Source organism: Castellaniella denitrificans (genome assembly GCF_042653765.1).
In the GTDB taxonomy this organism is placed as follows: Bacteria; Pseudomonadota; Gammaproteobacteria; order Burkholderiales; family Burkholderiaceae_B; genus Castellaniella; species Castellaniella denitrificans.
In genome coordinates this window covers 249,773-264,192 of record NZ_JBHSEZ010000001.1, presented here as the reverse complement: position 1 = coordinate 264,192, position 14,420 = coordinate 249,773, and the positions used below count along the sequence as shown (strand labels likewise).

Annotated in this window: 13 protein-coding genes; 4 read left to right on the top strand and 9 right to left on the bottom strand. The window is 68.7% G+C overall.

The features are described from left to right. Positions 1-3 precede the first annotated feature (3 nt). The 8 genes from ACFO27_RS01300 to ACFO27_RS01265 form a co-directional block, all read right to left on the bottom strand. Entirely contained in the window at positions 4-420 is a 417-nt protein-coding gene (locus ACFO27_RS01300; RefSeq protein ID WP_376815664.1) for a CopD family protein, read from the bottom strand. Positions 421-560: 140 nt separating this feature from the next. Next, entirely contained in the window at positions 561-1,826 is a 1,266-nt protein-coding gene (locus ACFO27_RS01295; RefSeq protein ID WP_376815663.1) for a glutamate-5-semialdehyde dehydrogenase, read from the bottom strand. 63 nt (positions 1,827-1,889) lie between these two features. Further along, complete coding sequence (gene holA, locus ACFO27_RS01290) at positions 1,890-2,939, bottom strand: DNA polymerase III subunit delta (RefSeq protein ID WP_376815662.1); 1,050 nt, start codon at positions 2,937-2,939, stop codon at positions 1,890-1,892. A 19-nt stretch (positions 2,940-2,958) separates the two neighbouring features. Further along, positions 2,959-3,573 (bottom strand): LPS-assembly lipoprotein LptE, encoded by a 615-nt coding sequence (locus ACFO27_RS01285; protein ID WP_376815661.1) that lies wholly within the window; start codon positions 3,571-3,573, stop codon positions 2,959-2,961. Positions 3,574-3,578: 5 nt separating this feature from the next. Next, a complete protein-coding gene (leuS, locus tag ACFO27_RS01280; RefSeq protein WP_376815660.1) occupies positions 3,579-6,230 on the bottom strand; it encodes a leucine--tRNA ligase in 2,652 nt (883 codons plus the stop codon). 142 nt (positions 6,231-6,372) lie between these two features. After that, a complete protein-coding gene (rpmG, locus tag ACFO27_RS01275) occupies positions 6,373-6,540 on the bottom strand; it encodes a 50S ribosomal protein L33 (RefSeq protein WP_003810296.1) in 168 nt (55 codons plus the stop codon). Between the two features lie 23 nt (positions 6,541-6,563). Then, positions 6,564-6,800: a 50S ribosomal protein L28 gene (rpmB, locus tag ACFO27_RS01270; RefSeq protein ID WP_043681023.1), complete on the bottom strand. Its 237-nt coding sequence runs from the start codon at positions 6,798-6,800 to the stop codon at positions 6,564-6,566. Between the two features lie 64 nt (positions 6,801-6,864). Next, entirely contained in the window at positions 6,865-8,070 is a 1,206-nt protein-coding gene (locus tag ACFO27_RS01265; protein WP_376815659.1) for a Bcr/CflA family multidrug efflux MFS transporter, read from the bottom strand. A 139-nt stretch (positions 8,071-8,209) separates the two neighbouring features. Here ACFO27_RS01265 and ACFO27_RS01260 point away from each other — a divergent pair, with 139 nt between their 5' ends. From ACFO27_RS01260 to ACFO27_RS01245, 4 genes are all read left to right on the top strand, one after another. Next, positions 8,210-9,421 (top strand): class I SAM-dependent methyltransferase, encoded by a 1,212-nt coding sequence (locus ACFO27_RS01260; protein WP_376815658.1) that lies wholly within the window; start codon positions 8,210-8,212, stop codon positions 9,419-9,421. A gap of 347 nt (positions 9,422-9,768) precedes the next feature. Continuing rightward, the gene (locus ACFO27_RS01255; RefSeq protein ID WP_376815657.1) at positions 9,769-10,824 is read left to right on the top strand and encodes an ABC transporter substrate-binding protein; all 1,056 of its coding nucleotides are present in this window, start codon (positions 9,769-9,771) and stop codon (positions 10,822-10,824) included. A 10-nt stretch (positions 10,825-10,834) separates the two neighbouring features. Next, the gene (locus ACFO27_RS01250; protein ID WP_376815656.1) at positions 10,835-11,689 is read left to right on the top strand and encodes an ABC transporter permease; all 855 of its coding nucleotides are present in this window, start codon (positions 10,835-10,837) and stop codon (positions 11,687-11,689) included. Between the two features lies 1 nt (position 11,690). Further along, the gene (locus tag ACFO27_RS01245; protein WP_376815655.1) at positions 11,691-12,938 is read left to right on the top strand and encodes a quaternary amine ABC transporter ATP-binding protein; all 1,248 of its coding nucleotides are present in this window, start codon (positions 11,691-11,693) and stop codon (positions 12,936-12,938) included. A gap of 52 nt (positions 12,939-12,990) precedes the next feature. Here ACFO27_RS01245 and ACFO27_RS01240 read toward each other — a convergent pair whose 3' ends face one another. Then, the gene (locus tag ACFO27_RS01240; RefSeq protein WP_376815654.1) at positions 12,991-14,394 is read right to left on the bottom strand and encodes an MATE family efflux transporter; all 1,404 of its coding nucleotides are present in this window, start codon (positions 14,392-14,394) and stop codon (positions 12,991-12,993) included. Between the last annotated feature and the right edge of the window lie 26 nt (positions 14,395-14,420).

Below are 14,420 nucleotides of genomic sequence, written 5' to 3'. Positions count from 1 at the left end.
CGATCAGAAGGGTTTGACGACCACCAGGATCAGGACCAGCAGCAGCAGCAGGACCGGGATTTCGTTGAACCAGCGGAAGTAGCGGTGGGAATGCCGGCAGGTGCCGGCGGTCAGGGCGCGCAGGTGGTGACGGCAGGCCAGGTGGAAGGCCAGCAGGCCGGCCACGGCCAGCAGCTTGGCGTGCATCCAGCCCTGGCCCTGGCCGATGCCGTAGCCCAGCCACAGCCACAGGCCCAGCGCCAGCGCCAGGATGCCCAGCGGGGTCATGAAGCGGTACAGGCGCCGCGCCATGCCCAGCAGCGCGGCGCGCACGGCCGGGTCGCCGGCCTGGGCCAGGTTGACGTAGATGCGCGGCAGGTAGAACAACCCGGCGAACCAGGACGTGACGAACAGGATGTGGAAAGCCTTGACCCAGAGCATGAGAATCCTTGATGCACGCTGTGTAATTAAAAAAGCCTCTGCGCTACGATCTTCGGGCTTGCCTGTCCACCGCGCGGCTTGCAAGCCGCTTGGATTCGCCAGGCACGGAGCAGTCCGCAGGGACTGCTCCATGTCCGGGCTCATCCCCGCAGCTGGCCTTCGCCGGTCAGCACCCATTTCTGGATGGTCAGGCCTTCGAGGCCGACCGGGCCGCGGGCGTGCAGGCGGTTGGTGGAAATGCCGATCTCCGCGCCCAGGCCGTATTCGTAGCCGTCGGCGAAGCAGGTGGGCAGGTTGACGTAGACCGAACTGGAATCAACCTCGCGCTGGAATCGCTGGGCGGCCGAGAGGTCCTCGGTGACGATGGATTCCGTGTGCTCGGAACTGTAGCGGGCGATGTGGTCCATGGCCTCGTCCAGGGAATCCACCACGCGCACGGCCAGGATGGGGGCGTGGAATTCCGTGGCCCAGTCCGCCTCCGTGGCCGGGACCGAGCCGGGCAGCAGCGCGGCCGCGCGCGGACAGGCGCGCAGTTCGACCCCCAGTTCGGCGAAGCGGGCGCCGGCGCGTGGCAGCCAGGCGTCGGCGACGTCCGAGTGCACCAGCAGGGTTTCCATGGCGCCGCAGATGCCGGTCCGGTAGGTCTTGGCGTTGATGGCGATGTCCAGGGCGCGGTCCAGGTCGGCCGCCTTGTCTACGTAGACGTGGCAGTTGCCTTCCAGGTGCTTGATCAGGGGCACGCGCGATTCGTCGGCCAGGCGGGCGATCAGGCCCTTGCCGCCGCGCGGGATGATGACGTCGATCCATTCCGGGTGGGTGATCATCTCGCCCACGGCGGCGCGGTCGGTGGTGTCCACGACCTGCACCGCGTGTGGGGGCAGGCCGGCGGCTTCCAGGCCGGCCTGGATGATCGCGCCCAGGGCGCGGTTGGACTGGAAGGCCTCGCTGCCGCCGCGCAGGATGGTGGCGTTGCCGGATTTGAGGCACAGGGCGGCGGCGTCGATGGTCACGTTCGGCCGTGATTCGTAGATGATGCCGATCACGCCCAGCGGCACGCGCATGCGGGCCACGCGCATGCCGTTGGGCCGGGTGGTGGTTTCGCTGAGGCTGCCGACGGGGTCGGGCATGGCGGCGATCTGCAGCAGGCCTTCGATCATCAGGTCCAGCGCCCGGTCGGACAGGCGCAGGCGGTCCATCATGGGCGCATCCAGCCCGCGCTCGGCGGCGGCCCGCAGGTCGTGCTCGTTTTCCGCCTGCAGCCAGGCGCGGCGGGCGCGCAGGCCGTCGGCCATGGACCGCAGGGCGGCGGCCTTGGCGGCGCCGGAGGCCGAGCGCAGGATGCGCGCCGCCTGGCGGGCTTGGCGGCCCAAGGTCTGCATGGAAAAGCCGGTGGATGTGTCGTTCATGTCAATGCCTGTGGAAAGAGTCCTTCTTGCCCTGGGGTGGTCCGCCGGCAAAAGAGGGGGCGTTCATCGCCGCGGCGCTCCGGCCGTGGCGACGCGCATCACCAGCCGCTCCAGTTCGTCCCATGGATCGCGCAGGAGGCCGTCCACCGGGATTCCCTTGATGATACGGTCGATTTCGTGGGCGTGGCGCAGGGCGGGGGGCCAGGCCGCCGCGGGCACGCGGGCCAGGGCCTGGCGCGCCAGCTTTTCGCGCGCGCCGAACAGGCGCTGGGACCGCAGCGCAGCGTCCAGGCCGCTGCGGGCATGGGGCGCCAGGCGCGCCAGGATGCGGATTTCCTCGCCGACGGCCCAGAGGACCAGCAGCAGGGCCTCGCCTTCGGCCTGCAGCCCCCGCAGCACGGTCAGCGCCCGGTCCGCCTGGCCCAGCAGCATGGCGTCGCGCAGATCATAGAGATTGTAGCGGGCCACGTTCAGCACGGCGGCCTGGACCTGTTCCAGGCTGAGCGTTCCGGCCGGATGCAGCAGAGCGAGCTTCTGCAGTTCCTGGTGGGCGGCCAGCAGGTTGCCCTCGACCTTGTCGGCCAGCCAGGCTAGCGTCTCGGCGTCCGCCGTGTGGCCCTGGCGGTCCAGCCGGGCGGCGATCCAGTCCGCCAGCGCCGTGCGCGGGATGGACGGGATCTCGGTCCAGACGGCGCGGGATTTCAAGGCCTGGACCCACTTGGCCTGCTGGGTGGCCCGGTCCAGCTGCGGCAGGCGGATCAGGATCCGCACGTCCGGCAGATGCCCGTCGCCGGCCATCGTCGCCAGCTTCTGCAGGGTGTCGGCCCCGGTCTTGCCCGGCTTGCCGGTGGGCAGGCTGATTTCCAGCAGGCGCAGGTCGCCGAACAGGGACGAGTTCTGCGAGGCCGCCAGCGCCGCGCCCCAGTCGCTGCGGGCGTCCATCACCAGGTGGGTGCGTTCGACGCAGCCCAGCCGGACGGCGGCGGCGCGGTAGGCGTCGGCCGCCTCGGTCAGCAGCAGGATCTCGTCGCCGCTCAGGACCGTGCAGGCCGGCAGTTCCGAGGCGCCGGCATAGTGCTCGGTCAGGCGGTCCGCGGCCGACGCGCGTGCCATGGTCTAGGGCCTGCCCATGCTAGGGCCGGATCGAGGCCGGGCCGGCCGGGGGGGAGGCGTCGCGGACCCTGTCGTCGGGCATGGGCACGACGGGGCGGTCGGCGGCGTTGGCGTAGGCGGCCCGGACTTCGGGCGAGCTCATGCGGCGCATGATCTGGTCGATCAGGCCGTTGCGCATGTCCTTGAAGGTGCGGTCGATCTCGCCTTCCTTGGCCTGGACGATGCGGTCGTTGTAGGGCAGTTCGCGCACGCTGAGCAGGGTCGTGGGGGGCAGCAGCACGTGGCCCGCGCGGTCCAGCAGCTCGAACTGGAAGTCCAGGTTCAGCTCGTATTCCTCGACCCGGCCGTCGGCGTCCAGGGACAGCTGGCGCAGGTTCTGGGATTCGGTGATCTGGTGCAGGTAGACGTCGGCGTCCTGGCGGCGCTCGGTGAAGCGGGTGCCCGGCGAGTTGGCCGCGATGGTGCGGCGCAGCCGGGCGCCGAACTCGGAATCCAGGTTGATGTTGGTGTAGATCGACCGGAAGGGCAGCGGCGTCGCCCCCTTCAGGTGGAAGCCGCAGGCGCCCAGCACCAGCAGGGCGAGGCCGGCCAGGGCGAGGCGCAGGATGCGAGGCAGGGAGGCGGGGGAGGCCATGAGCATCATCCGACGACGTTGACCAGCCGGCCCGGCACGACCACGACGCGCTTGGGTTCGCGGCCTTCGAGGAAGCGGCCGACGGCCTCGTGCGCGCGGGCGAGGATCTCGATGGCCGGCTTGTCGGCTTCCTGGGGCACGCTCAGTTGGCCGCGGACCTTGCCGTTGATCTGCAGCACCAGCTCGACCGTGTCGGCTCGCAGGGCGGATTCGTCCACCAGGGGCCAGGGCGCGTCCAGCAGGTCGCCCAGCGCGTCGGCCAGGCCCAGCTCTCGCCACAGCTGCCAGGTGATGTGCGGCACCACGGGATACAGGACGCGCAGCAGGATGGAGACGGATTCGGCCAGCGCCGGGCCGGAAACGCCCGCCTGGGCGGCCGATTCCAGCGTGTTGAGCATCTTCATGGCCGTGGAGACCACGGTGTTGTACTGGATGCGCTGGTAGTCGTAGTCCGCCTGGCGCAGCAGGCCGTGGATCTGGCGGCGCAGGCCGGCGGCGGCCTCGTCCAGCGCGGCGCCGTCGACGGGGACGGCGGCGTTCCGGAGGATGGCGTCGTGGTGTCCGTGGCAGAAGGCCCAGAGGCGGCGCAGGAAGCGGTTCGCCCCCTCGACGCCGGAGTCCGACCATTCCAGGGTCTGTTCCGGGGGGCTGGCGAACATGACGAACAGGCGGGCGGTGTCGGCGCCCAGGCCGTCGATCAGGGACTGCGGATCGACGCCGTTGTTCTTGGACTTCGACATGGTGCCGATGCCGCCGTAGTCCACGGGCGAGCCGTCGGATTTCAGGCGCGCGCCGACGATGCCGCCTTTCTCGTCGGTGATGTTTTCCACCTGGTCGGGCCAGAAGTATTCGATGCCGCCCCGGGCGTTCTTGCGTGAATAGATGTGGTTGAGCACCATGCCCTGGCACAGCAGCCGCGTGAAGGGCTCGGAGAACTTCACCATGCCCAGGTCGCGCATCACCCGCGTCCAGAAGCGCGCGTACAGCAGGTGCAGCACGGCGTGCTCGATGCCGCCGATGTACTGGTCCATCGGCATCCAGTAGTCGTTGCGGGCGTCGACCATGGCCTGGTCGTTGCCCGGCGAGGTGTAGCGCATGAAATACCAGGACGAGTCGATGAACGTGTCCATGGTGTCGGTTTCGCGCCGCGCCGGCTTGCCGCAGGACGGGCAATGGCAGGACAGGAAGGCCTCGTCCTTGGCCAGGGGGTTGCCGGTGCCGTCGGGGACGAGGTGCTCGGGCAGCACCACGGGCAGGTCCTTTTCAGGGACGGGAACCGGACCGCAATCGGCGCAGTGGATGATGGGGATCGGGGTGCCCCAGTAGCGCTGGCGGGAAATGCCCCAGTCGCGCAGGCGCCAGGTGGTGCGCAGCTCGCCCAGGCCCTGGGCCTTCAGGTCGGCGGCCACGGCCTGGATCGCCTCGGCGGTGCTCAGGCCATCATACTTGCCGGACTGGATCGTGCGGCCGATCTGCTTGTCGGCGTACCAGTCCTGCCAGGCCTCGGTGGAGTAGGTCTTGCCTTCGGCGGCGATGACCTGGCGGATGGGCAGGCCGTACTTGCGCGCGAAGGCGAAGTCGCGCTCATCGTGGGCGGGCACGCCCATGACGGCGCCGTCGCCGTAGCTCATGAGGACGTAGTTGCCGACCCACACCGGCACGGGTTCGCCCGTGAGGGGGTGGATGACGGACAGGCCGGTGGGCAGGCCTTCCTTTTCGCGCGTGGCCAGTTCGGCCTCGGTGGTGCCGCCCTGGCGGCAGGCCTCGATGAAGGCGGCCAGCTCGGGGTTGCCGCGCGCCGCGCGGGCGGCCAGCGGGTGTTCCGGCGCCACGGCGCAGAAGGTGACGCCCATGATGGTGTCGGCGCGCGTCGTGAAGACGTGCATCAGGCCGTCCTGGATCAGCCGGCCCTGTTCGTCGCGGATGTCGTGGCGGAAGGCGAAGCGCACGCCCTCGCTCTTGCCGATCCAGTTTTCCTGCATCAGGCGCACGCGTTCCGGCCAGCCGGGCAGGCCGTCCTGGAGGGTGTCGAGCAGTTCGCCCGCGTAGTCGGTGATGCGCAGGTAGTAGCCGGGGATCTCGCGCTTTTCCACGGGCGCGCCGGAGCGCCAGCCGCGGCCGTCGATGACCTGCTCGTTGGCGAGCACGGTCTGGTCGACCGGGTCCCAGTTGACGGTCTGGGTCTTGCGGTAGGCGATGCCCTTTTCCAGCATCTTCAGGAACAGCCACTGGTTCCACTTGTAGTAGGCCGGGTCGCAGGCGCACATTTCGCGCGACCAGTCGATCGCCAGCCCCATCGCCTGCATCTGCTTCTTCATGTAGGCGATGTTGTCGTAGGTCCACTTGGCCGGGGGGACGCCGGACTTCATGGCGGCGTTTTCCGCCGGCATGCCGAAGGCGTCCCAGCCCATGGGCATGAGGACGTTGTACCCGCGCATGCGCAACTGGCGGGTCATCATGTCGTTGATGGTGTAGTTGCGCACGTGACCCATGTGGAGCTTGCCGCTGGGGTAGGGCAGCATCGAGCAGGCGTAGAACTTGGGCTTGGGCGAGCCGTCCGGAAGGGTGGCGTGTTCGGTGACGCGGTAGACGTCGCCCGCGCGCCAGTGGGCCTGGGCTTCGGTTTCGACCTGGTTCGGGAGGTAGCGTTCCTGCATGGATCTGTCTGGGAAATGGGAGTGGAAAGGGCCAGCCCGACATTATAGAGGGTCGTGGATCATGCGCCCTCAAAGAAAAATCCCCGCTCGGGGCGGGGATTTGCGGAAACCGGTGAGACGGTCCGGGAGAGGCGATCCCGGATTATTTCAGCTTGGTTTCCTTGTAGTCGACGTGCTTGCGCGCGACCGGATCAAATTTCTTGATCAGCATCTTTTCCGGCATGTTGCGCTTGTTTTTCGTGGTCGTGTAGAAATGACCCGTGCCGGCGGTCGATTCGAGCTTGATTTTCTCGCGGATGCCTTTAGCCATGATGTGCTCCTATGCGCGGCCGATCAGGCCAGTTCGCCACGGGCACGCAGGTCGGCCAGGACGGCGTCGATGCCGTTCTTGTCGATGGTGCGCAGGGCCTTGGTGGATACGCGCAGGCGCACCCAGCGGTTTTCGGATTCGACCCAGAACCGGCGCGATTGCAGGTTGGGCAGGAAACGACGCTTGGTTTTATTGTTCGCGTGCGAGACGTTGTTGCCCACCATCGGGCCTTTGCCGGTTACTTGGCATACGCGTGCCATGGTCTCACCTCTGTATATGTATATCGGGAAAGCCTTGCATTCTATACTTAAATTGCCAGGCAGATCAAGCGGGTTCCCGGGGCGATCGCATGGCGATGCGGCCGGAAAGCCACGATAGGGCCGCGCAGGCCGCCAGCACGGCGGTCAGGGGCAGGGGGGTGCCGGTGTGCCAGGCGCTGACGGCGAAGCCGGCCAGGGCGCCGCAGAGCATCTGCATCGAACCCATCAGCGCCGAGGCCACGCCCAGCCGGGGACCCTGTTCGGCCAGGGCCAGGGCGGCGGCGTTGGGGCCGACGAAGCCCTGGCTGGCCATGAAGCCCATCAGGCACAGCATCAGCAGGGGCAGGGTGATCCAGTCCAGCAGGGTCAGCGCCAGGGCGCACAGCGTCATCAGCACCAGCGTGCCCTGGGCGTGGGCCAGCAGGCGGATCGGTAGGTGGCGGTTCAGCAGGCGGGCGCTGACCTGCGAGGCCACGATCAGCGCGACGGCGTTCAGGCCGAACAGCAGGCCGAACCAGCGCGGGTCGATGCCGTAGATCGTGATGAAGACCTGGGGCGAGCCCGAGATGTAGGCGAACAGGCCGCCCGATCCGAAGCCGCCCGCCAGGGTGTAGCCCATGAAGCGCCGGTGGGTCAGCAGCAGGCGGAAGTGGGCGGCGATGGCGCCGGCGGCCAGCGGCGAGCGCCGCTCGGGATCCAGGGACTCGCGCATGCGCAGCGCCACGGTCAGCCACAGGCCGACGCCGGCCAGGCCCATCAGGTAGAACACGGTGCGCCAGGATCCCAGCGTCACGGCCTGGCCGCCCAGCAGGGGCGCCAGGATGGGCATCACGCCCATCACCAGCATCAGCAGGGACAGGGCCTGGGCGGCCTCGCGGGTGTCCAGGTGGTCGCGGATCACGGCGCGGGGGATGACCATGCCGGCGGCGCCGCCGAAAGCCTGGATCACGCGCCACAGGATCAGGTGGTCGATGTCCCGGCTCAGCGCGCAGGCGACGGAGGCGATCGAGAACAGCGTCAGGCCGAGCAGCAGCGGCGGCTTGCGGCCGTAGCGGTCGGCCAGGGGGCCGTAGGCCAGCTGGGCCAGGGCCAGGCCCAGCAGGTAGCTGGCCAGGGTGCGCTCGACCTGTCCCGGATGGACGCCCAGATCGATCGCCATGGCGCCGAAGGCGGGAAGGTACATGTCGATGGCCAGGGGGCCGAGGGCGGCCAGCGCGCCCATCAGGATCAGCCAGGGAGGCAGCAGCGGCGAGGAGGAACGGGAGGCCATGGGAGCGGGAAAGCGCCGGAAGGGGGTGCTTGAAGCGGCGGGGATTGGCGCTACTATAACAAGGTCTTTCATATGACTGAGGGAGGCCCCGTTGACTGCAATCGCATCCATCATCGAGAACAAACTTGGATCATTGCCCATGCCGGTTTCCATGGAACTGCCGGATGGACAGAAGATCGGCGCCTCCGACGCCGCGATCCGTTTGCGCGTGCGCGACACGGCCGTCCTGGCGCATTTCGCGGCGGGCGAAGTCGGCGTCCTGGGCGAGGATTACGTCGAGGGCAAGTTCGAATTCGATGGTTCCATGCAGGACCTGATGCGCCTGGCGGCGGGCATCCTGCCCGGCTCGCCCGTCGACCTGGCCCGCTCGGGCTGGCTCACCAGCCTGGTGAAGCGGCTGGTGTCGGTCTGGCGCCATTCGATCGAGCGCGACGCGCGGCAGATCGAATTCCACTACGACCTGTCGGACGATTTCTACGCCCTGTGGCTGGATCCGCGCCGGGTGTATTCCTGCGCCTACTACCGCGAACCCGGCTTCACCATCGCCCAGGCCCAGGAGGCCAAGCTCGACCACATCTGCCGCAAGCTGGCCCTGAAGCCGGGCGAGCGTTTCCTGGATGTCGGCGGCGGCTGGGGCGGCCTGATGCTGTGGGCGGCGGAAAACTACGACGTCGACGTCACCGGCATCACCCTGTCGAACAACCAGCATGCCTACGTCAACCGCCTGATCCAGGAAAAGGGCCTGTCCGGGCGCGTGCGCATGGAACTGCTGGACTACCGCAAGCTCGACGAATCACGGCCCTACGACAAGATCGCCTCGGTCGGGATGTTCGAGCACGTGGGGCGGGCCCAACTGACCGGCTATTTCTCCAAGCTGCGCCGGCTGGTGCGCCCCGGCGGGCTGATCCTGAACCACGGCATCACGGCGGGCGGGCTGGACAACAGCGAACTGGGCGCCGGCATGGGGGATTTCATCGAAAAATTCATCTTCCCCGGCGGCGAGCTGTCCCACATCCATTACGTGCAGCAGACCCTGGCCGAGGCCGGCCTGGAAGACCTAGACGTCGAAAACCTGCGTCCGCACTACGCGCGCACGCTCTGGGCCTGGAGCGACGCCCTGGAATCCCGCCTGGACGAGGCGCGCGCCATCCTGAACACGCCCCAGGGAGAACGTTCTCTGCGGGCCTACCGCATGTACCTGGCGGGCTGCGCGATGGGCTTCGAGCATGGCTGGATCGCCTTGCACCAGATCATCGCCCAGCCCCAGCCGACGGGGCGCTCCGACGAGCTGGACTACCCGGCGGGGCAGGCCTATCCCTGGCGGCGCGACTACATCTACCGGGACCGCTGAGCCCGCCCGCCGCCCCGCACCGGACGCCTGCCGCACGCAGGCATCCGGCGCGGGTTTTCAGCCCGGAGATCCCGGGGCTTTCCGCCCTGGCCAGAGGCGGTTTTCGTCAACCGGCTTTATTTTCTGTCATCCGGCGTGTAAAATGACGCTTCTTCTGTAGTTCTTTTTTTCAATCCTGACAGCGTCCGTGTCCGCCTGACGCGGCCCTGTCTGTCCAGGGCGCTTGCGCGCCTGCAGTGCTGGTATGTATTGGCGGCCCGCGGCCGTCTTCCGCACACCCTCCCCTAAGCTATGGCGCCGGCCACGCATGGCGTATCCGGCGTCTCCGTAACCCAAAGGAGGCATCCATGTCTATCTCCGCTTTCCCGTCGCCGGTCGCGACCCGTTCCCCCCGCCTGTCCCGTACCGTGCTGGGCCTCGCCCTGTCGGCCGCGCTGGCGGGCCTGTCGCTGGCCCCGTCCGTGTCCCGGGCGGCCGACGCGCCGCAGTGCGAACTCGACCGCCCCATGCGCTTCGGCGGCATGAACTGGGAATCCAACCTGGTCCTGGTCGAGGTCGAGCGCTTCATCGTCAAGCACGGCTACGGCTGCGACTCCGAAGTCCTGCCGACGGAAACCCTGCCGGCCCTGGCGGCGCTCGAACGGGGCGACCTGGACATCAACAGCGAGATCTGGCTGAACAGCACCCTGGAGCCCTGGACCAAGGCCGAGGCCTCCGGCCGCGTCAAGCGCATCGGCGACCTCTACATGGGCGGCGAAGCCTGGTTCATCCCCAAATACACGGCCGAACGCCTGCCCGGACTGAAGAAGGCTGCCGACCTGCCGAAATTCAAGGACGCCTTCAAGGACCCCGAAGAGCCCTCCAAGGGCCGCTTCTACGGCTGCCCGGCCGGCTGGGCCTGCGAGGTCGTCAGCACCAACCTGTTCAACGCCCTGGGGCTGGGCGATACGTTCACGCTGTTTTCCCCCGGCACCGGCGCGACCCAGAAGGCGGCCCTGACGTCGGCCTACCAGCGCAAGGAAAACGTCGTCTTCTATTACTGGTACCCGACCCCGCTGGTGGGTTCCATGGACCTGGTCAAGCTGGAACTGCCGCCGTACGACGCCGCCAAGCAGAAATGCCTGACCGACCCGAACTGCGAGAACCCCCAGGCCTCCGACTATCCCGAGAACCCGGTGTTCACGGCGGTCACGACGAAATTCACCCAGGACGCGCCGAAGCTGACCGCGTTCCTGTCCAAGGTGAAGGTGCCCCTGGACGTGATGAACCAGACCATGGCCTACATGGAAAAGAACGAGGCCGAACCCCAGCCGACGGCGACGTGGTTCCTGAAGAACCACCAGGACGTCTGGACCGGATGGCTGCCCGCCGACGTGACGGAGCGTGTCAAGGCCGCCCTGTAAGGAGGCCCGCATGTTTCCCGAACTGATTGCGGCCCGGGATCTGCAGCGGCCCATCGACGAGTTCGTCAATGGGCTGGTGACGCAGTATTCCGACGTGCTGCGGGCGCTGACCCAGCCCCTGCTGGATCTGCTGATCTGGTCCGACAACCTGCTGCGGCATTCGCCGTGGTGGGCGGTCGTGGCCGTCATCATGGGCCTGGCCTGGCTGAGCAGCCGCGCCTGGCGCTTCAGCGTGGCCATGGGCGCGCTGCTGTGTCTGGTGGGGGCCATCGGCCTCTGGGAAGCCGCCATGCAGACGCTGTCGCTGATGATCGTGGCGGTGGCGTTCTCGGTGATCATCGGCATCCCGGTGGGGATCGCCATGGCCAGCTTCCGCTGGGTGCGCGCCGTGATGCTGCCGGTCCTGGACGTCATGCAGACCATGCCCAGCTTCGTCTACCTGATCCCGGTGGTCATGCTGTTCAACCTGGGCAAGCTGGCGGCGCTGTTCGCCACGGTGATCTACGCCGTGCCGCCCGTCATCCGCCTGACCGACCTGGGCATCCGCCTAGTGGACGCGGAGGTGCTGGAGGCCTCGCGCGCCTTCGGCGCCAGCCGCGGCCGCCAGCTCTTCGGCGTGCAGTTGCCGCTGGCGCTGCCCAACATCATGGCGGGCATCAACCAGACCACCATGATGGCGCTGGCCATGGTGGTGATCGCCTCCATGATCGGCGTGCGCGGCCTGGGCTACGAGGTCCTGCAGGGCATCAACCGCCTGCAGGTCGGGCGCGGCCTGCTGGCCGGCCTGGGGATCGTGATCCTGGCCATCATCTTCGACCGCATCACCCAGCGCTTCGGCCGCCGCTGGCAGGTCAGGGGGCACTGACATGAGCAAAATCGAAGTCCGCAACATCTACAAGATCTTCGGCCCGCACCCGGAACGCTGGCTGGCCGCCGCCCGCGAGGGCCTGTCCAAGGAAACCCTGCTGGAGCGCAGCGGCCACACCCTGGGCCTGCGCGACATCAGCCTGTCCATCGAGGAAGGCCACATCCACGTGATCATGGGCCTGTCGGGGTCCGGCAAATCGACGCTGATCCGGCACTTCAACCGCCTGATCGAGCCCAGCGCCGGGCAGATCCTGGTCGACGGGGTGGACGTGGTCAGCCTCAAGCCGCGCGAACTGGAACGCTTCCGCCAGAGCAAGATGAGCATGGTGTTCCAGCGCTTCGGGCTGCTGCCGCACCGTACGGTGCTGGACAACGCCGCCTACGGGCTGGCGGTGCAGGGCGTGCGCCGCGACGAGCGCAACGAGCGCGCGCGCCACTGGCTGGAGCAGGTCGGCCTGTCCGGCTTCGAGGCCCAGTATCCCCACCAGCTTTCCGGCGGCATGCAGCAGCGCGTGGGCCTGGCCCGGGCGCTGGCCACGGACGCCGAGATCCTGCTGATGGACGAGGCGTTCTCCGCCCTAGATCCGCTCATCCGCCATGAGATGCAGGACCAGCTGCTGGCCCTGCAGGCGAAGCTGAACAAGACCATCGTGTTCATCACCCACGACCTGGACGAGGCCCTGCGCCTGGGCAACCGGATCGCCATCCTGAAGGACGGCGAACTGATCCAGGAAGGCACGCCCGAGGACATCCTGTTGTCGCCCGCCAACGACTACATCGAGTCCTTCCTGCAGGACGTGAACCGGGGCAAGGTCCTGAACGCGTCCCATGCCTGCAACGAGCGCCCCCTGACGCTGACCATGCGCACGCACCCGGCGCATGCGCTGGAGCGCCTGGCCGCCCGGGACTACGACTACGCCGCCGTGCTGGACGGCAAGCGCCTGGCGGGCGTGCTGATGCGCGCCGACGCGCAACGCGCCGCGCAGGCGGGCGCGCGCGACATTTCCCGGCATCTGAGCGACATGGCGTCCGTGCCGGCCTCGGCCGGACTGGACGAAGTCCTGGCGCGGCTGCTGCGCACGCCCGAGCCGCTGGCGGTGACGGGCGAGCAGGGCGAGTTCATCGGCGTGCTGTCGCGCAGCAAGGTGGTGGAATTGGTGACCACCGCCACCGCCAGCGGTTCGGGCGAAGCGGGGCCGGACCCGGAGCCGGCCGAGCAGGCCGCCGGATCCGGGCAGGCCGCCTGATCGCCCGCGGAGCCTCGCGTCCCGGGGCCGGCGTCCCCGGGCCGGCCTCGGCTCAGGCGCCGCGCGCCTGCCGGCGCAGCACGTGGCCGTACCAGGCGAACAGCAGCAGGGCGGACAGCAGCAGCCCGAACATCGCCATGATCCACATGGTGGCGGCGCCGATGGGCGCGCCCGGCATCAGCCGGTGCGCCACGGGGGCGAGCGACCCCGCCGCCGGGCCGTAGCCCAGCCACCAGCCGCCCACCAGGCCCAGTCCGGTCAGCGCGGAGACCTGCAGGATCAGCGGCACCATGGCGATCTTGTAGGCGCGCAGAATGTAGGCGCCGATGCAATGCATGGAGTCCCAGAAGTGGAACCAGGGCGCGATCTGCAGCAGCGCCAGGGCGATCGCGGCCACCTGGATCTCGTCGGTGTAGGCGCGCACGATGGCTTCCCGGCCCGTGACCAGGATCGCGCCGGTGGCCAGGGCGCCCAGGGCCACCAGTCCGATGCCGTTCAACCCCGTGCGCCGCGCCAGGACCGGGTCGCGCGCGCCCACGGCCTGCGCCGTGAGCGAGGCGGTGGCCAGGCTCAGGGACATGGGCAGCATGTAGGCCAGGGCGACCAGGTTGGCCAGGATCTGCTGGGCGCCGCTGACGTACAGGCCGTCGCGGGCGATCAGCAGGGCCATGAAGCTGAAGGCGCAGACTTCGATCAGGTAGGACCCGCCCATGGGCAGTCCCAGGCGCAGCAGTTCCTTCTGGTCGGCCCAGCGCGGACGGCCCAGCGTCAGGGACAGGGCGCGGAAGGCCTGCCGATGGCGGATCATCCACAGCCCGGCCGCGAGCATCATCCAGTCCACCACCAGGGTGGCGATGCCCGCGCCGACCGCGCCCATCGCGGGCAGGCCCAGGCCGCCGAAGATGAACCAGACATTGAACAGCAGCTTGAAGGCGATGCTGCCGACGTTGATCGCCATGACTTCGCGGGTCTGGGAGATGGCCGTCGAGGTGGCGTAGATCGTGCGGAACAGCAGGGCCGAGGGCAGGGCCAGGGCCAGGGCGACCAGGTAGCCCGCCACCCGCCGGCGCACTTCGGGCTCGACGTCGCCGGACAGGCTGAGCCAGGCGTCGGGAAACAGCAGGCAGGCGCCGCCCAGCGCCGACAGGATCAGGGCCAGCCAGATGCCCTGGCCCCAGGCCCGGCCGGCCTCGTCCAGGCGCCTGGCGCCGAAGTGCTGGGCGATGATCGGGATCAGGGCGTGCACCACGCCCATCAGGCCGACGAAGATCGTGATGTAGATCGAGGCGCCCAGCGACATCGCCTGGAGGTCGGCGGCGCTGGCGTGGCCCACCATGGCCGTGTCCAGGACGGCGAAGACGATTCCGGCCCAGGAACTGACCAGGATCGGCCAGGCCTGCCGCAGGATGGTGCGCCAGGGGGCGGCGGGACGGCCGGCGAGGGGGGCGTCGGTCATGGAATGCACGGATGGGTCCAACGGGA